This is a genomic window from Nonomuraea sp. NPDC050328 (assembly GCF_044459405.1).
Lineage (GTDB): Bacteria > Actinomycetota > Actinomycetes > Streptosporangiales > Streptosporangiaceae > Nonomuraea.
This window is the reverse complement of the sequence record NZ_JBITIW010000014.1, coordinates 77808-97262: the sequence shown is the minus strand read 5'-3', so window position 1 is coordinate 97262 and position 19455 is coordinate 77808. Positions and strand designations below refer to the sequence as shown.

Sequence of the window (19455 nt, the reverse complement as noted above, 5' to 3'; positions counted from 1 at the left end):
ACCAGTCGACTGACCCGGCGATCGGTGGCCCGCTCGATGTGCGCGAGCCGGGCCCGCGGCCACACTCGGAACGTGATCGCCTTTCCCAGCCCGGCCGAGTCCGTGTGGCATCTCGGCCCGCTGCCCATCCGGGCCTACTCCCTGCTGATGGTGCTCGCCGTCCTGGTCGGCCTGTGGCTCACCCAGCGCCGCTGGGACGCCCGCGGCGGCGAGCCCGGCGCCGTCGGCGAGATCGCGACCTGGGCGGTGCCCTTCGGCATCGCCGGCGCGCGGATCTACCACGTGGCGACCGACTGGCCGCAGTACTTCGGCCCCGGCCGGGAGCTCTGGCGCGTCCTGGCGGTCTGGGAGGGCGGGATCAGCATCTGGGGCGCGGTCGCCGGCGGCGCGCTCGGCGCGTGGCTGGCCTGCCGCCGCCGCGGCGTCCCGCTGCGCGACTTCGCCGACGCCGTCGCGCCCGGCCTCGCCTTCGGCCAGGCCATCGCGCGCTGGGGCAACTGGTTCAACCAGGAGCTGTACGGCAGGCCGACCACGCTGCCGTGGGCGGTGGAGATCGACCCCGAGCACCGGCCGCCGGACCTGAAGGACACGGCCGCCTACCACCCGGCCTTCCTCTACGAGTCGCTCTGGAACCTCGGCGTGGCCGGGCTCGTGCTCTGGGCCGAGCGGCGCTTCCGGCTGGAGCGCGGCCGGACCTTCGCGCTGTACGTGGCCGCCTACAGCTCCGGGCGGGCGTGGATCGAGTGGCTGCGCGTCGATCCCGCGCCGATCGTGCTCGGGCTGCGCTTCAACGTGTGGGTCTCGCTGCTGGCCTTCGGGGCGGCGGCCGGTTACCTGGCCGCCACCCGCTCCCGCGCCGAGCCGGTCAGAGGATGACCTGGCGTTACTCGCACCCGCGCTTGCCGGCCTTGGCCACCGGACCGGCGGCGACCGTCGAGCGCGGGGTGGCGTAGCCGCCCATCGTCGCGTAGAAGACCCGCTCCCGGGTGGACAGCTTGGCGACGAGGTCGGCCGCCCCGGTGCGCACGTCCATCACGTAGACGTAGCTGCCCACCACGGTGTTCTCCTTCTTGCCCGGCCGCTCGCGCCCGGCGGAGACGACGATCTCCCTGCCGTTCAGCCAGTCCACCACGTCGGCCTGGTAGACGTCGGCGGGCAGGCGCGGCCTGACCTTCTTCATCGCCCCGGTGCGGGTGTCGAAGGTGGTCAGCCAGACCGGCGTGGTGTCCGGGCCGCACGCGGGCGGGTCCTTCGGCACCAGGTTGGCCGCCCGCCCGTCGCGTGCGGCGAACGCGCCCCAGATGAGGTGCTTGCCGGCGTACTCGGGGATCTTCGCGCTGACCGGGCGGCCGTCGCCCAGCGTGCGGAAGACGCGGCCGGCGTGGAGCGTCACGCGGCCAGAGCCCGGGTCGGCGTCCAGGACGGCGAAGCCCTTGCTGAACTTGCGCGCCTTCCCGGTCTCCACCTGCACCAGCGTGGCCTGCGCCGCGTCGGCGGTGGTGGTGATCGCGAGCTGGCTGCCGTCGCGGACGAACTTCAGCGTGAACGGCGAGCCGACCGAGCTCGCGCGCACCTTGTACGGCATGGACCAGGTCTCCCCCGAGGCCAGGTCCCGCACGACCACCGTGTCGTCAGCCGCGCGCTGGAAGGCGATGCGCGTGCCGTCCGGGCTGATGGCGAACGCGCCCCGGTCGCCCCAGTCCTTGCCCTGCTCCCAGCCCAGGGCCTCGGGCACGGTGTGGATCGTGCCGTCCTTGGCGACCAGCCGCCACGTCGTGCAGGCGCCGGTGGGCTCCCCGGCGATGTCCTTGGCGTTGCCGCACAGGTACGCGAAGCCCGCCGGCCCGGCGCCGGAGCCCGGCAGCTCCGGGAAGGCGGCCTTCGCGGTGTTGGTGGCGGTCGCGGTGGTGGCCGCGGTCGCGGGCGCGGCCAGCCCGCAGGCCAGCAGGGCGACGGCCGCGGCGGCGGACAGTCTTGTGATCATGTTTCCCCCGGGGGTGCTAGTGGCTGTGCCCTGTTGGAGTCCGCACCGGCGGGAAAGGTTCGGACCCCGGGGAGCCCATGGTCACAGCGGACGCAGATGCTCGACGGCGACGCGATGCTCCTCGGCCAGCCGCCCCGCGATCAGCGACCGGTGACACGCCTCGGGATCACGCTCGACGCAGAGCAACGCCACGCGCCCGCCGCCCGGCAACGCCGCCGCCAGGGGCGCGAGGTCGGCGCGGGCGAGGACCTCGGCGGTGTAGCGGCGGACGTACCCCGCCGCGAGCTCACGCCGGGAACGCTTGCCGACCCCCTGGCGCGCGTCCTCGGCGTACTGCAGGCGGCGCAGCTCGGTGGTGGGGGCGAGCTCCAGGCGGTGCTCGTAGGCGATCCCCGCCCGGGCGAGGGCCGCCTGGAGCCGCAGCGAGTTCGCCCACGCGTACTCCGAGCCCCGGACGCCGCGGCGCTGCCGTACGTCGGTCAGCAACCGGACGTCCGCCTCCCGCAGCCGCCGCAGGAAGGAGTCGGCGTCGAAGCCGTAGACGCCGACCGTCACCATGCCGTCCACCCCGATCACCCGCCCCTAGGCGACAGCCGTCGCCTCCAGCTCGACCATCAGCTCGGGGATGGCCAGCCGGGTCACCCCGAGCATCGTCGTGGCCGGCGTCACCCGCGCGGCCCCCAGCCTGGCCGCCAGCACCCCGTAGTGCTGGAACAGCAGGTCCACGTCCGTGGTGTACACGTTCAGCCGCACCACGTTCGCCAGGGTCATCCCGGCCTCGCCGAGCACCGCCTCCAGGTTGTCCAGGCTCAGCGCCACCTGCGCCGCCATGTCACCCGCGTGCTCCGGCTTGCCTTCGGCGCTCATCGAGGTCTGCCCGGAGACGTGCAGGGTCCGGGTCTCCCCCGACACCAGCTCGCCCTGGTTGTAGCCCAGCTCCAGCGACCAGGTCCACGGGTTGACGGCAGTACGTTCCATCGCCATGTCGGCTCCCTTTCGATACCCGGCCGGACGCAGACCGTCCGGCTCGGTGCTGGAAAGCCTCGCAGGCAATCACGACACCCTCTGTCGTGTATTTCACCCCGATTTCCGGGCCGCGCGCAGTTCCCCCTCCAGGTGGTCGATGCGCTCCTGCAGCGAGGTGAGGGCGCTCTCGACCGTCTCGCGGGGGAAGAGCTGCGGGATGTGCTGGTGGCAGTTCCAGTCGAAGGCCTCGACCTCGATGAGGACCGTGCGTTCCACCTTGGCGCGGTAGCCCTCCACGGCCAGGGGGGAGTCGCCGTCGACGGTGCGGGCGCGGCCGAGGATCTTCATCCGGGCCTGGTGGGCGTAGTCCATGAGGAACAGCGAGACCCGGTCGTCGTGGTCGAGGTTCCCGACGGTGATGTACCGCCGGTTGCCGCGGAAGCCGGCGAAGCCGAGCGTGCGCTCGCCGAGCACGCGCAGGAAGCCGGGCGGCCCGCCGCGGTGCTGGAGGTACGGCCAGCCGGAGGATCCGACGCTGGCCAGGTAGAAGCTCTCGCGCGTCTCGATGAAGGCCTGCTCGTCGGGGCCGATCCGGTCGGGCCCGTCCGGCGCGTCATGGGAGTACCTCTTCCGGGACGAAGCGATCTACCTAACGGCTATACCATCGGCCAACCATTAGGTGATCGCCGCGCATTGCCAGCGAGGGATCGTGTCAGTCCGGCGGGGCGGCGAGCCGCCGGGATTCGGCCGCCGCCCAGCGGAAGACGCCGCGGGCCATCACCGACCGCTCCTGCTCGGCCCGGGCGCCGAACACCGCCGCGCGGACCGCGTGCAGCGCCGGGTCGTCCGGGGCGGCGAGCACCGCCAGCTCCGCGAGGTGCCCGGCCAGCCGCAGGTCTCCCGCGGCGGCCGCCGAGCTCGCCGCGTCGGCCAGCCGGTGCGGCCCGCCGGCCAGCCCGGCGAGGGCGCCGGCCAGGACCGCGTCCGGGGCGGGCTTGAGGGTGGCCGGGTTGCCGTCGTACCAGCCGCCGTAGCGCCGCCAGATGTTCCTGACCACGAACTCGGGCTCGTCGTACAGCGGCCGCAGGTAGGGCCGGCCGGCCAGGTGGGCGGGCGGGCGCACCTCCCGGACGATCTCGTCCAGCCGCGCACCCGCGTTGAGCAACGCGAGGGTCTGCTCGACCAGGCTTTCCAGCCACTCGGCGGTCTCCTCCAGCGCCTGGCGGACCCGCGCGGCCCCGAAGATCGGCACGCCGTGCGCGGGCAGCAGGGTCTCGGCGTCCAGCGCGGCCATGCGGCGCAGCGCCCGCGCCCACTCGGCCGGATAGCGCTGCACCTTCTGCGGGTTGCCCGCGTTGGGCGCGACCCAGATGAACAGGTCGCCGGCGCACAGCGTGCGCCGCTCGGGGATCCACGCGACGGTCGCGTCGTCGGTCTCGCCCTTGGCGTGGAACAGCTCGAAGGTCAGCTCGCCCCGGACGAGGGTGAGGCTGTCGCGGTAGGTGCGGTCGGGCAGCCGGAAGCGGCTCGGCCAGGTCAGGTCCGGCTGCTGGAACTGGCGCCGGTTGACGACGGTGTTGTAGCCGTTGGTCAGCACGTACCGGTCGAACCGGTCGAGCACGGCCTCGTGCGCGATCACCGTCGGCCGGGGCCGGCCGAGCTCGTCGGCTTCGGCGTCGAAGGGGTCCACGCCGAAGACGTGGTCGATGTGGCCGTGGGAGTAGATCGCCTCGGTGAGCGGTTCGGCCGTCCAGGCGCGCACGTCGGCGTGGAGCCTGGCGGCGTCGCCGGGGTTGCCGGTGTCGAACAGCACCAGCCCGTCGCCGGTGCGGAAGGCGGCGACGTTGCCGAAGCCGGCCCGCCAGCCGATCCCGGGCGCGACGTCCTGGACGCCCCGCCCGGCCGCGGTGAAGCCGAAGACCCCGCCTTCGGCGCGGCCGTGCCAGACCTCGTCGGCGTGCTCGGCGAGGGAGGGGCTCGTGGTCATCGATGGTCCTTTCCGAGGGTGCGCGGGTGGCCGCGGTGCCGGGGCAGCCCGCCGTGGACGGCCACGCCGCCGAGGAAGGTGGCCAGGACCTCCAGCCCGGCCACCGCCTCCGGCTCGACCGCGAGCGGGTCGGCCGGCAGCACCGCCAGGTCGGCGTAGCGGCCGGGGGCCAGCGTGCCGACCACGTCGCCGGCCAGCAGTTGCCAGGCCGCGTCGGCGGTCTGGGCGCGCAACGCCTGAGCGACGCTGATCCGCTCGGCCGCGCCCAGCGTCCGGCCGCGCCGGGTGGTGCGGGTGGCCGCGACGCTGACGTTGTGCAGCGGGTCGGCGGGCGTGACCGGCGAGTCGTTGTGCAGCGAGACCCGCATACCCGCCCGTACGGCGGAGCCGGCCGGCGCCCACCGGGCGGCGACCTCCGGCCCGAACAGCTCGTCGGCCAGCACCTCGCCCCAGTGGTGCAGGTGGTCGGGGAACAGGCTGCAGGTGACGCCGAGTGCGTGGGCGCGGGCGAACTGGTCCTGGCGCATCGCGCTGACGTGCTCCAGGCGCAGCCGGGGCCATCCGGCGGGCGGCGGCGCGAGTTCCTCCCAGACGTCGAGGGCCAGGTCGATGGCGGCGTCGCCGTTGGCGTGGCAGGCCAGTTGCCAGCCGGCTCCGCCGTACGCCTGGAAGATCTCGGCGAGCTCGGCGTGGTCGTAGCGGGGGGCGGCGCGGTGGCCGGGCGGGAGGCCGAGGGCGCGGGTGGCGGCGGTGTCGAGGTAGGGGAAGGTGGCCGCGAGGGTGCCGACCCAGGGCGAGCCGTCGGCCCAGACCTTGATGCCGACCTGCCGGACGAGGTCGTCGCCCGCCCCCGGGGCGACCGCGCTGGCGAGCGCGGGGGTGGCCGGCTCGTACAGCCGCAGCCGGGTGCGGATCGCCCCGGCCGTGCGCGCGGCCTCCAGCGCCGGCCGGTAGGCGGGGGCGAAGCCCATGTCGCTCATCGTGGTGATGCCCCGGGCGGCCAGGCGCGCGCTCTGGGCGGCCATGGCCGTGGTGAAGCCGGGACCGAGCAGGGCGGTCGCGAACGGGGCGGTGAGCAGTCCGATCGCCGCGGGTCCGGTGGCGGTGCCGTCCAGGGTGCCCTGCGGGGTACGGCCGAAGCCCTCGCCGGGGTGCTCGTCCAGCCCAGCCTGGCGGGCCGCGGCGCTGTTGAAGTAGGCCAGGTGCCCGGAGTTGTGCAGGACGACCAGCGGGCAGGCGGGCGCTCGGCGGTCGAGCCAGTCCAGGCCGGGCCGGGGCAGGCCCGGCTGCAGCAGCGCGTCCCAGCCGTTGGCCAGGACGCCCGTCTCCGGCCGGGTGGCCAGGGCGGCGTCGATCGCGGCCAGGACCGCTTCCGCATTGGGTGCGGTGACCGGGCGCACGTCCACCACGCCGCCGGCCGCGCCGAGCCCGTCGGCGACGAAGTGGCCGTGCGCCTCCACGAACCCCGGCAGCACGCAGCCGTCGCCGGCGTCGGCCACGACGGTGCGGGGGCCGCGCAGCCCGTCGAGGTCGTGCGGTTCGCCGAGCGCGAGGATCCGGCCGTCGCCGACGGCCAGCGCACCGGCCAGCGGCCGGACGGGGTCGAAGGTACGGATCCGCCCCACGATGATCAGGTCGGCGACGCCGCGCACGTGGCGTGGGCCGGGGGCCTCGCTCATGCGAGGTAGGCCAGGGCGGCGCCGGTCAGGGCGGTGACGCCGTGGCGCAGGCCCTCCTCGGCGGAGGGGGCGAAGCGCGAGTTGTGGTTGCCGGGCACGGTGCGGAGCTTGTCCTCCGGGCCGTCCCCCGGCGCCGCCTCCCACACCTGCCACGGCGTGCCGCCGAAGAACCAGAACGCCGTCGGGATCGCCGTGCCGCCGTTGTGCTCGGCCAGGCCCAGGTAGGAGAAGTCCTCGCTGCCCATCAGCGGCCCGTGCTCGATCACCGCCTCGGCCCCGAACAGCTCGGCGTGCACGGCGCTGACCGTGGCGTCGGCCCCGGGGTCGTTCAGGGTGAGCGGGAAGCGGCCGGTGACCTCGACCTGCGGGGGCCGCGGGCAGCCGGCGGCGGCGCACTCCCCCTCGGCCATCCGCCGGACCGCGGCCAGCACCCGCTCCCTGGCCCCGTCGGTGCGGGTGCGCAGGTTGAGGGCGAGGTAGGCCTCGTCCGGGATGACGTTGGCCTGCGTGCCCGCCCGCAGGACCCCGGTGGTGAGCACGACCGGATCGCTCGGCGAGGTCTCCCTGGAGACGATGGTCTGCAGCCGGGTGACCAGGTGGGCGGCGGTCACCACCGGGTCCACGCACAGCTCCGGGGTGGAGCCGTGCCCGCCCCGGCCGAGGACGCGCACGTCGATCGTGGTGGAGGCGGCCATCAGCAGGCCGGGCCGGTGGATCGTGGTGCCCGCCGGGGTCGGGCCGACGTGCTGGCCGAGCGCCACGTCGGGCCGGGGGAAGCGGGTGAACAGGCCGTCGCCGAGCAGGGCGAGCGCGCCCTCGCCGACCTCCTCGGCGGGCTGGGCGACGACCACGAGCACGCCCGACCAGGAGCTGCGGGCCCGGCTGAGGGCTTCCGCTGCCCCGGCCAGGCAGGCCAGGTGCAGGTCGTGCCCGCAGGCGTGCATCACCCCCGGCACGGTGCTGGCGTACGGCAGGCCGGTCCGCTCGGTCACCGGCAGCGCGTCGAGGTCGGCCCGGAGCAGGACCACCGGGCCGTCGCCGTTGCGCAGCACGCCGACGACTCCGGTCCCGCCGACCCGCTCGGTGACGGTGAAGCCGGCGGCGGCCAGCCGGGCGGCGACCGCGGCGGCGGTGCGGTGCTCCTGCCACGACAGCTCGGGATGGGCGTGCAGGTCGCGGTAGAAGGCCGCCAGGCCGGTCAGGTCGAGACCGGTCAGGATGGCGCGGGTCGTCTCCGCTGCTCGGCTGCTCAACGGGTCTCCTCCAGGGACAGGGACGGCGCGCTGTCCAGCAGCCGCCGGGTGTAGGGATGGGCGGGCTCGCGGTAGATCAGGTCACGCGGCGCGTGTTCGACCACCCGGCCCCGGTGCATGACGGCCACCTGGTCGCAGACGTGCCGGACCACGGCCAGGTCGTGGGAGATGAACAGCATGGTCAGGCCCAGGCGTTCGCGCAGCCCGGCCAGCAGGGCCAGCACCTCGGCCTGGACCGAGCAGTCCAGCGCCGAGGTGATCTCGTCGGCGACCAGCACGTCCGCGCCGGTCACCAGCGCGCGGGCGATGGCGATGCGCTGGCGCTGGCCGCCGGAGAACTCGTGCGGGTAGCGCCCGGCGGCGGCGGCGTCCAGGGCGACCGCCACCAGCGCGCCGGTGATCTTCGCGGCGTGGGCGCGCGGGTCGGCCCGGCGGGGGTCGGCGGCCTCGGCGAGCGCCCGGCCGATGGTCATCCGCGGGTTGAGCGAGGAGTAGGGGTCCTGCGGGATGAGCTGGATCCGGCGCCGGGCCTCGGCCAGGCTTCGTCCCCGCAGGGCCGCGTGGTCGGCCCCGTCCAGCAGCGCCCGGCCCGAGCGGGGCCGGACCAGCCCGACCACGACCTTGGCCAGGGTGGACTTGCCCGAGCCCGACTCGCCGACCAGGCCGGTGGTGGTCCCGGTGGGCACGGTGAGGCTGACGTCGTCCAGGACGGTCTGGGCGCGGGCGCCGTGGCCGAACACCACGGTCACGTTCTCTGCGGCGAGCGTCACGACGCCCCCTCCGAAATCCTGGTCGCCAGAGCGTGGCAGGCCGCCCAGCCGCCCGGCGACGGCACCGGCGGCGCGGGCTCGGCCGCGCAGTGCGGCAGGGCCTCGGCGCAGCGGGCGGCGAACGCGCAGCCGCTCGGCCGCTCGGCCGGGGCGGGCGGGCGGCCCGGGATGGTCGCCGGCGGCTCCCCGGCCGGCCCGGTCAGCCGGGGGGTCGCGGCCAGCAGCGCGCGGGTGTAGGGGTGGCGGGCGCGGCCCTCCCGGAGGTCGGCGACGGTCAGCTCCTCCACGACCCGCCCGGCGTACATCACCAGCACGCGGTGGCACAGGGTGGCGATCACCCCGATGTCGTGCGAGATGAACAGCACCGCGGTGCCGTCGCGCTCGTTGATCTCCTTCACCAGGGCGAGCACCTCGGCCTGGACGGTGACGTCCAGCGCGGTCGTGGGCTCGTCGGCGACGAGCAGCCGCGGTCCAGGGAGCACCGCCGAGGCGATCATCGCGCGCTGGCGCAGGCCGCCGGACAGCTCGTGCGGGTACTGCCGCAGCCGGGCCTCCGGCCGGGTGACGCCGACGCTCTCCAGCGCCTGGACCGCCTGGCGGCGCGCCTCGGCCCGGCCGCTACCCCGGTGCCGGCGTAGCACCTCGGTGATCTGGCCGCCCATCCGCAGGCCGGGGTTGAACGAGGCGGCGGGGTCCTGGTAGACGACGCCGATCTCCAGGGCGAGCCGGCGGTCCGGCGCCGGTCCGAGCAGGTCGAGGTCGTCCAGCCGGAGCACGGCCGCCTCGGCTCGCACCTGGTCCGGCAGCAGCCGGGCGACGGCCATCGCGGTCAGGCTCTTGCCCGAGCCGGACTCGCCGACGATGCCCACGATCTCGCCTCGCCGTACGGTGAAGGAGACGCCCGCGACCAGCTCAACGCCGTCAGGGCGGGAGATCCTGAGGTCCTCGGCCACCAGGAGCGCGTCCTGCGGCACCTCCGGCGCCGGAGCCGCCGCGCGGGAGACGGCTTTGCCGGTACGGCGGAGCGGACCGGCACGCCGCGGGTCGGCGGACTCGGCCAGCCCGTCGCCGACGAACCCGGCCAACACCCCGGTGAGGGTGATCGCGATCGCCGGTCCGAGCGCCTCGCCCGGGTTGGTGTAGAGGGCCTCCAGCCCGGTGTCGAGCAGCGAGCCCCAGTCGTAAGCGGGCGGCTGGACGCCCAGCCCGATGAACGACAGCCCCGACAGCGCCGTGAGCGTGCCGGCGAAGCAGACCGAGATCAGCACCAGCAGCGGTTCGGCGATGTTGGGCAGCAGGTGGCGGGTGAGGATCCGGCTCGGCGGCACGCCCAGCAGCCGGGCGGTGGCGACGTGGTCGCGGCCGGCGACCGAGGCGGCGAGGTTGGCGGTCAGCCGGGCGAAGGCGGGGCTCCACGCGACGCCGATCGCGACGACCGCGGCCGGGCCGCCCGCGCCCAGGATGGCCGCGACGACCAGCGCGAGGATGACCGCGGGGTAGGACACCATGACGTCGATGAGCCGCAGGCCCACCTCGCGGACGCGGGCGCCGCTCACCCAGACCGCGGTGCCGAGGCCGATGCCCAGGACGGCGGCGATGAGGGTGGCGAGGGCGGTGAGCACGAGGGTCAGCCGGGTGGCGACCAGCGTGCGGGCCAGCACGTCGCGGCCGAGCGCGTCGGTGCCGAGCGGGTGGGCGGCCGACATGCCCTCGCGTGCGGCGCCGGTGAGCCGGGTCGCCGCCTCGTCCCAGACGAAGGGGGCGACGACGCCGACGAGCACGATCAGGGCCAGGCCGGTCAGGCCGAGCACCAGGCCTTTGGTCCAGCGGATCACGGGTGGCTCCTCGCGGTGAGGGTCCTGGGGTCGAGCAGCCCGAGCAGGATGTCGACCAGGGTGTTGAGCAGCGTGGCGAGCAGCCCCAGGACCAGTACGGTGCCCTGGATGACCGGGTAGTCGCGGTTGAGGATCGCCTCGACGACGCGGGTGCCGAGGCCCGGCCAGGCGAAGACGCTCTCCACGATCACGGTGCCGCCGAGCAGGCCGGCCAGCATCAGGCCGCCCATGGTCAGGGTGCCGGTGAGCAGGTTGGGCAGGGCGTGCCTGCCGTACAGGACGAGGGCGGGCAGCCGGTGGCCGCGGGCGGCGCGCAGGTAGTCCTGGCCGAGCACGACCGCGGCCTCGCGCCGCACGATGCGCGCGAGCACGCAGCTCGTCGGCAGCGCGACCGCGGCGACCGGCAGGATCAGCGCGGACAGGGTCTCGGCCCCGGCGGCAGGCAGCGCGCCGAGCCGGATGGCGAAGATCAGCACCAGCAGGGTGCCGAGGACGTACTCGGGGGCGGCGCCGAGCAGGCCGGTGACGAAGGTGAAGCCGGTGTCGAGCCGGCGCCGCCGCCCGCCGCGGGTCAGGACGGCGACGGTCAGGCCGAGCGGGACCGCCACCACGAGCACCACGGCGATCGCCAGGAAGGCCAGCTCCGCGGTGAAGGGCAGCCGGCCGGCGAGTACCTCGGCGACCGGCTCGCCGGTCTGGAAGGAGGTGCCGAGATCGCCGCGCAGCAGGCCGGCGGCGTAGGAGCCGAACTGCTCCGCCTGCGGCCGGTCCAGGCCCAGCTCGTGGCGGAGCAGGGTGACCTGCTCCTCGGTCGCGCTCTGCCCGGCGAGCGCGCGGGCCGGGTCGCCCGGGATGAGCTGCACCATGCCGAAGGTCACGACCACGAGGGTGACCAGGACCGCGGCGAGGCCGCCCAGCCGGCGCAGCAGGAAGCCGAGCCAGGGGTGCGGCCGGCGCACCGCGGCCGCGCCGGCCCGGGTGGCGGTCCCGGCCATCAGCCCTTGATCCGGAAGGTGGTCGGGTCGGGCGTGCCGTTGACGACGGCCCCGTCGGCGTTCTTGCCGTAGACGAAGGCGACCGGCACGGTGGCCAGCGGCACCACGTCGTTGCGGCCGAGCAGCGCCTGCTGCGCCTCGGCCCAGCCGGCGCACTTGGCGGCCGGGTCGGCGGCGGCCATGGCCTTGCCCATGCCGGCGGTGAAGGCGTCGTTGCGGAGGTCGCCGAAGTTGCGGCCCCGGGGCGGGGGCGGGCCGGTCAGGAGCAGCGCGCCGGAGGTCAGGGTGCCGGCGAAGTTGAGGTGCGCCATCACCGTGAGGTCCCACTCGCCCTTGTCGGCCAGGACGTCGCTCGCCCAGGTGGCGTTGTCCACGTTGCGCAGGGTGACGTCGGCGCCGGCCGCGCGCAGCGCCTCCTGCACGTAGGCGTTGCCGGAGCCGTTGGCGACGCCGTTGGTGCCGGTCAGCCTGATCTTCACCCCGGCGAGGACCTGCTTGGCGGCGGCCGGGTCGGTGGCGGTGACCAGGGCGGCGTCGGTGCTCGCGCACTCGCTGGTGCTGTCGCTCCAGCTCTTCATGGCCTCGCCCTTGCCGCCGAAGACCTTGTTGAAGGCCTGCAGGTCGAGCGCCTGCGCGACCGCCTTGCGGATCTTGGGGTCGGCGCCTGGGTGGCCCTCGCGCTGGTTGAAGACGACGAACATGCGCAGCAGCGGGGCGGTCTTCAGCGTGTAGCCGCCCTGCGCGAACCGGGCGGCGTCGGGGCCGGTGAGCGCCACGTAGTCCAGCCCGCCGGTGCTGAGCTGGTTGGCCGCGGTGCTCTCGTTGGCCAGGACGGACAGCTTGAGCTGCGCGGGCGGCGTGCCCTGCGGCGCGTACGAGGGGAAGGCCGGGTAGCCCTCGCGCAGCGTGAAGGTGTAGGAGCGCCCGCGCTGCACGTCGGCCAGGACGTACGGGCCGGTGCCCGCCCCGGCGACCGGCCCCCGGGCGAGGGCCTGCGGATCGGCCAGGCCGGCCGGGCAGACGATGCCCGCGTTGGTCAGCGACAGCCCGACCAGCAGGTCCGACCACGGCTGGGCCAGGGTGACGGTCACGGTGCCGGCCTGGTCGTCGGCGGTGATCGTCGGCGCGCCGGGGCCGAAGGCGAAGACGACGCCCGACGAGCCGGTCTTCGGGTCGGCGAAGCGCCTCAGCGACCCGGCCACCGCGGAGGCGGTGAGCGGCTTGCCGTCGGTGCAGGACAGGCCCTTGCGCAGGGTGAAGGTGGCGCCGGCGGGGGTGGCGTCCCACGTCTCGGCCAGGCCCGGGATGATCTTGTTGCCGGTGTCCCGGTTGACCAGGGTGGCGTACTGCAGGCGGGCCAGGCTGTAGTCGGTCGCCGCGGTGCCCTTGGCGGGGTCGAAGGTGTTGGCGTCCGAGGTGGCGGCGAAACGGAACACGGCGCCTGCCGTACCGTCCCGGCCGGAGGTGGGGCCCGCGCCCGGACCGGCGGAGGTGGTGCAGGCGGCGAGGGTGAGGACGGCCGAGACGGCGACTGCGGCCGAGGCGGCCGGACGGGGTCGGATCATGACTTCTCCCCTGGGGGACGGGGGCGGGAGCGATGGGGACCAGACTCGGGCTTCGCCTGTTCCGCGGCGTAAAATGCACGAATGCCGTCAGGAAGCCGGGCCGCACGCACGGATCCCGCTCTCAACGAGCTCGACCTCGCGTTGATCAACGCGCTCCAGCTCGATCCCCGCGCGCCCTGGAGCCGGCTGGCGGCGCCGCTCGGCGTGGACGCGGCCACCCTGTCGCGGCGCTGGGCCCGGCTCAGCGCCTCGGGCGAGGCCTGGGTGACCTGCGCCGCCGGGCCCTCGCAGGTGCCCTACCACGCCTTCGCCATGGTGGAGGTGGGCTGCGTGCCCGGCGCGCTGGAGGAGGTGGCGGCGAGGCTGGCCGCCGACCCGCAGGCGATCAGCGTCGAGTGCACGACCGGGCGGCGCGACCTGCTGCTCACGGTGATCACCACCGACCTCGCCCGCGCCGGCGATTACGTGCTGCGCCGCGTCGGCGCCCTCGACGGCGTCCGGTTCACCCGCACCCACCCCGGCCAGCGGCTCTACCGCGAGGCCAGCCGGTGGCGGCTCGACTCGCTCAACCGGGAGCAACGCCTCGGCCTGGAGCACGGCTCCCCCGCCGCCCGCGACTCCGGCCTGCTCCGCCCCGACGAGCTCACCCTGATGCACGCGCTGGCCGCCGACGGCCGCCGCTCCTACGCGGCGCTCGCCGAGCTGCTGGGCTCGTCGGAGGCGCGGGTCCGCCGGCTGCTGAACGGCATGCTCTCCAGCGGCCGGGCGGTCCTGCGGTGCGAGGCCGCGCACCGGCTGGCCGGCTGGCGGGTGACCGCCATGCTCTGGCTGGCCGTCCCGGCCCCGCTGCTCGACCCGGTCGCCGACGGGATCGCCGAGCTCCGCGAGACCCGGATGGTCCTGTCGGTCGTCGGCGAGGCCAACCTCATGGTCAACGTGTGGGTCCGCTCGCTGGACGAGCTGTCGGCCTTCGAGGCCCGGCTGCTGACGGCCTGGCCCGAGGCGTCCGTGGTGGACCGCTGCGTGACGCTCCGCTGGGTCAAGCGCCTGGGCCGCCTACTCGACCCCGACGGCCGCAGCACCGCCGCGATCCCCATGGACGCCACCGCCCGCCCAGGGCCCTGAGACCCGCGCCGGGGGTCAGCTCACCGCCAGGTGGACGTGGCGGTGACGCGGGGTCTCGGCCTCGTCGAGCAGGACGATGGCGAAGTCGGCGTAGGAGATGCGGGCCGCGGGGTCGCCGTGCCGGCCGATCTCGTAGCGGCCGGTGCGCTCGCCGTCGTGGTCGAAGTCGCCCACCGGGCTGATGTACACCCAGTCCAGCGGGTTGTCCTCGGCGCGGAGCACCTCCAAGCCGGCGGCGTGGCCGAGGCAGAAGGGGCGGAACTGGGCGGGGAAGCCGGGCTGGTCCATCAGCGGGACGCCGGCCGGGTCGGGCAGCAGCGAGGCGAGGCCGACCGCCACCAGGCGGCGCACCCCGGCCTGCCGCAGGCCCTGGTTGAGGGCGCGGGCGGCGGCGGGGAAGAAGGTGTCCGGCTCCACCACCGCCGCGGCGTTGAGGGCGGCGTCGTGCCCGGCGGCGAAGGCGGCCACGTCCGCCGCGTCGGTGACGTCCCCGGCGACGACCTGGACGCCGGCGTCCAGCGGGCCGGTGTAGCGGGACGGGTCACGGACCACCGCGGTGACCTGGTGCCCGCGGCGGACCGCCTCGGCGACGGCCTGCCGTCCGGCCCGGCCGCCTGCGCCGAAAACCACGAACTTGCTCATGATGGAATACCTCCTGGTGCCTCGGTGCTCCGAGCTGGTACCTCGGTGCCCCCGACGGTAGCCATCGGGGTGGTTACCTCCCGGATACCGAGCTCCCGCCCCACCGTCGACGAGCAGGAGAGACCATGACGCACCGGCGGCCGTTGCCTGCCGACCTGTTCGACGAGCTCTGCCCGTCGTCGCTGCTGCCCTTCCGCTTCGGCGACAAGTGGGCCGCGCTGGTCATGTACTGCCTGGAGGCGGGCCCGCGGCGCTTCTCCGAGCTCCGGGTCCCGCTGCACCGCGTCACCCCGAAGGTGCTCACCCAGTCGCTGCGCGGCCTGGAACGCGACGGCCTGGTGTCCCGCACCGTCCACCCGGACCCGCGCGACGGCGTGGAGTACGCCCTGACCCCGCTGGGGCGCAGCCTGCTCGAACCGCTCAGGGTGGCCTGCGAGTGGGCCGCGGAGCACTGGGACGAGCTGCTCGACGCCCGCGAACGCCACCTCGCCTCGTGAAAGCCCTGAACGCAGCCGGCGCCCCTCCCCCAGGCTGAGGGAGGGGCGCCGGTGGATCGTCAGCGCAGGGGCAGGATCCGGGTGCTGGTCTGCTTCACCCGGTTGCCCGCCGCGTCCCACGCCTCGGCCCGGAGGCTGACCGCGCCGGTGGTGGCGCGGAGGGCGGGGTAGCGGACGGAGGCGGTGTACCGGCCGTCCCGCTCACGCTTGAGCGTGACCGGCTGCCAGGTGGCCCCGTCGTCCGTGCTGGCCCAGACCTTGAGGCCCGCGATCTTCGGCATCGGCGCCGTCGAGCGCGAGTGGTAGGCCTCGACCTCGAAGGTGTGCCGGCGACCGGCCGCGACGCTGTTGTCGGCCTCGCCGCCGAGGGCGTAGCTGACGAACACCGCCGGGGTGGGCCGGCAGTGCTCGCCGGTCCCCTCGATGAACCAGGAGTTGCAGGCCGCGCCGGGCTGGACCGCGCCGGCGGCGGGCGGGCCGGTGAAGGTCCACTCGACGTCGTGCACGGCGTTCTTGGCGGTCAGCCGGTAGACGCCCTCGGTGGCCGGGAGCGTGAAGCGCGGCGCGTTGCCGGCCACCGGCTCGACGCCCTCCCGGGCGATCTCCTTCCCGTCGCGGTACAGGTGCGTCTCGTAGTTCGGGGTGAACGGCTGCGCGACCGACCAGTAGGCGTCGCCGTCCACGCGGGTCGCGCCGACGCCGGAGACCTCGGAGAAGTCGGCCCACAGCTTGTCGCCCTGCACGCAGATCGCGCAGGTGAGGCCCAGCGGCTGCTGTTCGAGCACGCCGGCCTTGGGGTCGGGCAGCGCCGCCGCGGCGTCGCCCACCGTCGCCGCGCCCGGCGTCCCCGGCGCGAACCACACCTGCCCGGTACGGCCCGGCCGCGGATGGACCTCGGTCAGGTAGCGCGCGTTGACGCCCTGGGTGCCGGTCAGGTCGAGCGCCATGCCGCGCAGGTGCGCCACCGTCGGGTCGGTCGGCCACACGTACTCGGGACGGACCTGCGGCCCCTCACCGACCAGGTCGGATTCGGAGGGCGAGATGCCCCAGCGGGTGGCGTCGTCCACCTTGAAGGCGTAGGTCCACTCCCAGAACCCGGTCGAGCGAGGCGCCCGGATGGCCAGGTCGACCCGGGCGGTGTCCCGCTCGCGCACGGTGTAGTGCAGGGAGTCGGGGATGCGCCCCTCCTCGTACGGGGTGAGCGCGTAGGTGTAGGGCGAGTAGCGGTGCCCCTCCACCCGGATGGTGACCGGGCCGCGTCCGGCCTGCTCGCGCAGGGCCAGGCCCTCCTTGGTGGACAGGTGGGCGTTGGGGATGCCGATCGGCTTGGGCGGGCCGGAGAACGGCTTCTGCCACATCGGCAGCGGGACCGCGCAGCCGGTCTCGGCCAGCGGGTAGATCAGCAGCCCGGCCGCCCCGGCGTCGCGGACGGCGCCGATGCGCTCGATCTGCGCGCCGCAGACGGGGTTGCCGAAGGGGTCGTGCACGCCTTCCGCGCCCATCAGGACGAGCTTGCCGCGCAGGTCGCGCCCGGCGAGCTCCTCGGGGCTGCCCTGGCCGACGTCGGCCAGCTTCAGATCGGCGGTGCCGGTGAACGGCTTCCAGTCGGGGTGGCTGTCGACCTGGCCCTGCCAGTGCAGGTTCACGGCCGGGTCGAGCTTGGTCGCGCCGCGCCGCCCGAGCACGCTCATGGCGACCTCGGCGCGGCCGAGGGTCCACTGGGTGGAGAACCGGAAGCCGCCCTTGGTGACCTTCTCGGTCGGCGACACCCACAGCTTGCCCCACGAGCCGGTCGGCACGCCGTTGACCAGGGCTCCGGAGAAGACCTGCCCCTTGGCGTTGGTGCGCTGGTAGAAGGTGTTGTAGCCGTTGTTCAGCGGTTCGGCCGGCTTGGGGGTGCTGAAGCGGACCTGGGTGGTCTTGCGGACGTCCAGCGTGATCTCGGTGTCGCCGGTGACGGTGAGCTCGGGCTCGAACAGCCAGGCGCGGTTGCGCTTGCTGTCGGCGTCGACCCACTCCACGATCTGCAGGACGCTGATCGTGCCCACCGGGACGCGGGTCACCACGACGCCGTGGTCGACGATCAGGTGCGGGCCGAGCTGGCCCTTGCGGCCGTCGAGGTCGATGACGTCCTGGGCGAAGGGGGTGATCGGCTTGCCGTCGCGGCCCAGGGTGCGGATGGTCAGCTCGACGGTCGGCACGTCGCGCACCGCGCCGACGGGGGTGGTCAGGCGCAGGCCGTCGGCCTCGGCGGTGACGGCTCCGCCGTACAGGCCGATGGGCAGCCCCTCGGTCTTGAGGGTGACGGTGGTGGTGGCGGTGCCCTTGGCGGGGACGGTCAGGCTGGCGTCGGCGACGCTCAGCCCGTCCATGGCCGGCTTCAGCGCCAGGGTGACCGGCTGGTCGCCGAGGTTGGTGTAGGTCAGCTCGCGGGTCTGCGGCTTGCCCGTGGCGTCGATCAGGCGGAAGTCGAGGCTCGGGGTCACGGCGAAGACGCGCTGCGTCGCCGCGCGGCCCGCGTCGACCAGGCCCGCGCCGCGCTCGTAGACCGTGCCGCCGGTGTCCTTGGCGGTGGACATCAGCGCCGCCTTGAGCTGCTGCCCGGTCCAGTCCGGGTGCGCCTGCGCGACGATGGCCGCGGCGCCGGCGACGTGCGGGGTGGCCATCGAGGTGCCGGAGGCCTTGGTGTAGTGCTCGTCGACCGGGCTGCCCATCGCGGTGCCGGCGGCGCGGCCGGCGGCGATGTCGACGCCGGGGGCGGTGATGTCGGGCTTCAGCGCGCCGTCGCCGACGCGCGGTCCCTGGCTGGCGAAGTCGGCCTGCTTGCCGGACTTGTCCACCGCGCCGACGGTCAGCGCGGCGTCCGCGGTGCCGGGCGTGCCGACGGTCTCCTGGCCGCCGTTGTTGCCCGCGGCGATGACGAACAGCGCGCCGGTGGCGGCGGACAGGTCGTTGACCGCCTGGCTCATCGGGTCGGTGCCGTCGGTGGCGTTCGCGCCGAGGCTCATGCTGACCACCTTGGCGCCGGCCGCGGTGGCCCACTCCATCGCCTCGATGATCCCGGACTCCGCGCCGGACCCGCCGTCGTCGAGCACCTTGCCGACCAGCAGGCGGGCGCCGGGCGCGACGCCCTTGTTGGCGCCGTTGGAGGCGGCGCCGGAGCCGGCGATGGTGGTGGCGACGTGGGTGCCGTGGCCGTGGCCGTCCTTGACGGTCTCGTCCGGGATGAACGAGCGCGCCTCGGTGATCTTCCCGGCGAGGTCGGGGTGGGCGGCGTCGATGCCGGTGTCCAGGACCGCGACGGTCACGCCGGCGCCGTCGTGCCCGGCCTTCCACGCCTCCGGCGCACCGATCTGCGGGACGCTCTCGGCCAGGTCGGCCTTGACCTTGCGGTCCAGCCAGACCTTGGCGACGCCGCCCTGCAGCCGGGCGGTCCCCTTGGCGTCGGGAGCGGCGTGCAGCGCGGCCCAGAAGGCCCCGGCCTCGCCCTTGGTGACGTCGAGCGCGGCGCCGTTGATGCTCTCCAGCGTCGCGGTGGGCGCGCTGGCCGGCATGGCGTCGGCCGAGGTCCGCGCGGCGGCGAAGCCCTTGGGGTACTGCACGATGACCGGCAGGTTCTTGGTCTGGGCGTCGGTGTAGCCGTTCTCGGCCAGGTACTTGACGTTGAACAGCTCGCGGTCGAGCAGGCCGGACTGGATGGCGGGGAAGGCGTCGTCGGGCAGGGCGTAGACGCCGTCCGGCCCGGTGCGCACGAACAGGGAGGCTACGCGGCCGTCCGGGCGGGCGCCGCCCTGCTGGCTGATCTCGTAGCGCCCGGCGCCGACGTCGGTGAGGGTGATCCGGTCGCCGGTGATCAGGGTGACGGTGTGTGGTCCCTTGCCGACGCCCTTCAGGGCGAAGGGCTGCTGCGGCGGGGTCTGGTTCTGGGTCTGGTTCCGGGTCTGGTTCTGGGTCTGGGCCTGAGCGGTGGGCTGGATCGCCAGGGTGCCGGCGGCCAGCGCGAGGACCGAGGTGAGCGCGAGCGAGCCGCGCCGGAGCCGGCTCACGCCGCTCCTCCCGGTGGGGTGGTCATGCGCATGAGGGGGTGTCTCGCCTTTCGCGGGGGGTGATCACAGCGGCTCGAAGCCGTCCGGCGGCTGGGACTCCTCGGGGCTCTC

At 74.9% G+C, this 19455-nt stretch carries 16 protein-coding genes; 3 read left to right on the top strand and 13 right to left on the bottom strand.

Annotated elements, in window-relative coordinates; all coding sequences use genetic code 11:
- Nucleotides 1–72: 72 nt before the first annotated feature.
- Nucleotides 73–876, top strand: a complete 804-nt coding sequence (gene lgt, locus ACIBG7_RS38185) for a prolipoprotein diacylglyceryl transferase (protein ID WP_397339405.1) — start codon at nucleotides 73–75, stop codon at nucleotides 874–876.
- A 7-nt stretch (nucleotides 877–883) separates the two neighbouring features.
- On the opposite strand, the gene ACIBG7_RS38180 is transcribed toward lgt, so the two are convergent.
- From ACIBG7_RS38180 to ACIBG7_RS38130, 11 genes are all read right to left on the bottom strand, one after another.
- The gene (locus ACIBG7_RS38180; RefSeq protein WP_397339404.1) at nucleotides 884–1984 is read right to left on the bottom strand and encodes a hypothetical protein; all 1101 of its coding nucleotides are present in this window, start codon (nucleotides 1982–1984) and stop codon (nucleotides 884–886) included.
- Nucleotides 1985–2065: 81 nt separating this feature from the next.
- Nucleotides 2066–2560, bottom strand: a complete 495-nt coding sequence (locus ACIBG7_RS38175) for a DUF488 family protein (RefSeq protein ID WP_397339402.1) — start codon at nucleotides 2558–2560, stop codon at nucleotides 2066–2068.
- 6 nt (nucleotides 2561–2566) lie between these two features.
- Entirely contained in the window at nucleotides 2567–2962 is a 396-nt protein-coding gene (locus ACIBG7_RS38170) for a RidA family protein (protein WP_397339506.1), read from the bottom strand.
- Nucleotides 2963–3061: 99 nt separating this feature from the next.
- Entirely contained in the window at nucleotides 3062–3541 is a 480-nt protein-coding gene (locus ACIBG7_RS38165; RefSeq protein ID WP_397339505.1) for a pyridoxamine 5'-phosphate oxidase family protein, read from the bottom strand.
- Between the two features lie 121 nt (nucleotides 3542–3662).
- Nucleotides 3663–4937, bottom strand: a complete 1275-nt coding sequence (locus ACIBG7_RS38160; RefSeq protein ID WP_397339401.1) for an alkyl sulfatase dimerization domain-containing protein — start codon at nucleotides 4935–4937, stop codon at nucleotides 3663–3665.
- Entirely contained in the window at nucleotides 4934–6616 is a 1683-nt protein-coding gene (locus tag ACIBG7_RS38155) for an amidohydrolase (RefSeq protein WP_397339400.1), read from the bottom strand. The genes ACIBG7_RS38160 and ACIBG7_RS38155 overlap by 4 nt, the downstream gene beginning before the upstream one ends.
- Complete coding sequence (locus ACIBG7_RS38150) at nucleotides 6613–7869, bottom strand: amidohydrolase (protein WP_397339398.1); 1257 nt, start codon at nucleotides 7867–7869, stop codon at nucleotides 6613–6615. The genes ACIBG7_RS38155 and ACIBG7_RS38150 overlap by 4 nt, the downstream gene beginning before the upstream one ends.
- A complete protein-coding gene (locus ACIBG7_RS38145; RefSeq protein WP_397339397.1) occupies nucleotides 7866–8639 on the bottom strand; it encodes an ABC transporter ATP-binding protein in 774 nt (257 codons plus the stop codon). The genes ACIBG7_RS38150 and ACIBG7_RS38145 overlap by 4 nt, the downstream gene beginning before the upstream one ends.
- A complete protein-coding gene (locus ACIBG7_RS38140) occupies nucleotides 8636–10474 on the bottom strand; it encodes a dipeptide/oligopeptide/nickel ABC transporter permease/ATP-binding protein (protein ID WP_397339395.1) in 1839 nt (612 codons plus the stop codon). The genes ACIBG7_RS38145 and ACIBG7_RS38140 overlap by 4 nt, the downstream gene beginning before the upstream one ends.
- Nucleotides 10471–11469, bottom strand: a complete 999-nt coding sequence (locus ACIBG7_RS38135) for an ABC transporter permease (RefSeq protein ID WP_357925243.1) — start codon at nucleotides 11467–11469, stop codon at nucleotides 10471–10473. The genes ACIBG7_RS38140 and ACIBG7_RS38135 overlap by 4 nt, the downstream gene beginning before the upstream one ends.
- A complete protein-coding gene (locus tag ACIBG7_RS38130; protein WP_397339394.1) occupies nucleotides 11469–13034 on the bottom strand; it encodes an ABC transporter substrate-binding protein in 1566 nt (521 codons plus the stop codon). The genes ACIBG7_RS38135 and ACIBG7_RS38130 overlap by 1 nt, the downstream gene beginning before the upstream one ends.
- Before the next feature lie 81 nt (nucleotides 13035–13115).
- On the opposite strand from ACIBG7_RS38130, the gene ACIBG7_RS38125 reads away from it, so the two are divergent.
- Entirely contained in the window at nucleotides 13116–14159 is a 1044-nt protein-coding gene (locus ACIBG7_RS38125; protein ID WP_397339393.1) for an Lrp/AsnC family transcriptional regulator, read from the top strand.
- A gap of 15 nt (nucleotides 14160–14174) precedes the next feature.
- Here ACIBG7_RS38125 and ACIBG7_RS38120 read toward each other — a convergent pair whose 3' ends face one another.
- The gene (locus tag ACIBG7_RS38120; protein ID WP_397339392.1) at nucleotides 14175–14801 is read right to left on the bottom strand and encodes an NAD(P)-dependent oxidoreductase; all 627 of its coding nucleotides are present in this window, start codon (nucleotides 14799–14801) and stop codon (nucleotides 14175–14177) included.
- Nucleotides 14802–14926: 125 nt separating this feature from the next.
- On the opposite strand from ACIBG7_RS38120, the gene ACIBG7_RS38115 reads away from it, so the two are divergent.
- Entirely contained in the window at nucleotides 14927–15298 is a 372-nt protein-coding gene (locus ACIBG7_RS38115) for a helix-turn-helix domain-containing protein (protein WP_357925236.1), read from the top strand.
- Between the two features lie 59 nt (nucleotides 15299–15357).
- Here ACIBG7_RS38115 and ACIBG7_RS38110 read toward each other — a convergent pair whose 3' ends face one another.
- Nucleotides 15358–19344, bottom strand: coding sequence for a S8 family serine peptidase (locus tag ACIBG7_RS38110; protein ID WP_397339391.1), 3987 nt, complete (start codon nucleotides 19342–19344; stop codon nucleotides 15358–15360).
- Between the last annotated feature and the right edge of the window lie 111 nt (nucleotides 19345–19455).

What these genes read in the sequence shown, in the direction of transcription:
- ACIBG7_RS38180 (WP_397339404.1), bottom strand. Translation starts at nt 1,984, where the DNA reads ATGATCACAAGACTGTCCGCCGCCGCGGCCGTCGCCCTGCTGGCCTGC.
- ACIBG7_RS38170 (WP_397339506.1), bottom strand. Translation starts at nt 2,962, where the DNA reads ATGGAACGTACTGCCGTCAACCCGTGGACCTGGTCGCTGGAGCTGGGC.
- ACIBG7_RS38160 (WP_397339401.1), bottom strand. Translation starts at nt 4,937, where the DNA reads ATGACCACGAGCCCCTCCCTCGCCGAGCACGCCGACGAGGTCTGGCAC.
- ACIBG7_RS38155 (WP_397339400.1), bottom strand. Translation starts at nt 6,616, where the DNA reads ATGAGCGAGGCCCCCGGCCCACGCCACGTGCGCGGCGTCGCCGACCTG.
- ACIBG7_RS38135 (WP_357925243.1), bottom strand. Translation starts at nt 11,469, where the DNA reads ATGGCCGGGACCGCCACCCGGGCCGGCGCGGCCGCGGTGCGCCGGCCG.
- ACIBG7_RS38130 (WP_397339394.1), bottom strand. Translation starts at nt 13,034, where the DNA reads ATGATCCGACCCCGTCCGGCCGCCTCGGCCGCAGTCGCCGTCTCGGCC.
- ACIBG7_RS38125 (WP_397339393.1), top strand. Translation starts at nt 13,116, where the DNA reads ATGCCGTCAGGAAGCCGGGCCGCACGCACGGATCCCGCTCTCAACGAG.
- ACIBG7_RS38120 (WP_397339392.1), bottom strand. Translation starts at nt 14,801, where the DNA reads ATGAGCAAGTTCGTGGTTTTCGGCGCAGGCGGCCGGGCCGGACGGCAG.
- ACIBG7_RS38115 (WP_357925236.1), top strand. Translation starts at nt 14,927, where the DNA reads ATGACGCACCGGCGGCCGTTGCCTGCCGACCTGTTCGACGAGCTCTGC.